The sequence below is a fragment of the Massilia agrisoli genome (assembly GCF_020831365.1).
GTDB classification, from domain to species: domain Bacteria; phylum Pseudomonadota; class Gammaproteobacteria; order Burkholderiales; family Burkholderiaceae_D; genus Telluria_A; species Telluria_A agrisoli.
Window position 1 is genome coordinate 570 of the sequence record NZ_JAJHPV010000001.1, and the last position, 314, is coordinate 883.

The 314-nt window shown below is 49.0% G+C and carries 1 rRNA gene (only partly in view); it reads left to right on the forward strand.

What is annotated here, in order from left to right:
• Positions 1–314, forward strand: a 23S ribosomal RNA gene (locus LMJ30_RS00020) (its annotated part extends 181 nt beyond the left edge of the window); the annotation flags it as partial.

Below are 314 nucleotides of genomic sequence, written 5' to 3' on the forward strand. Positions count from 1 at the left end.
TTTCCGAATGGGGAAACCCGGCCTTTTAGGTCATTGCATACTGAATACATAGGTATGCAAAGCGAACGCGGCGAACTGAAACATCTAAGTAGCTGCAGGAAAATAAATCAACCGAGATTCCCAAAGTAGTGGCGAGCGAAATGGGATGAGCCTGCATGATTTAGCATGACGCATAGTGGAACAGACTGGAAATTCTGGCCATAGCGGGTGATAGCCCCGTACACGAAATGCGATGTGTGGAACTAAGTATGCGACAAGTAGGGCGGGACACGAGAAATCCTGTCTGAACATGGGGGGACCATCCTCCAAGGCTA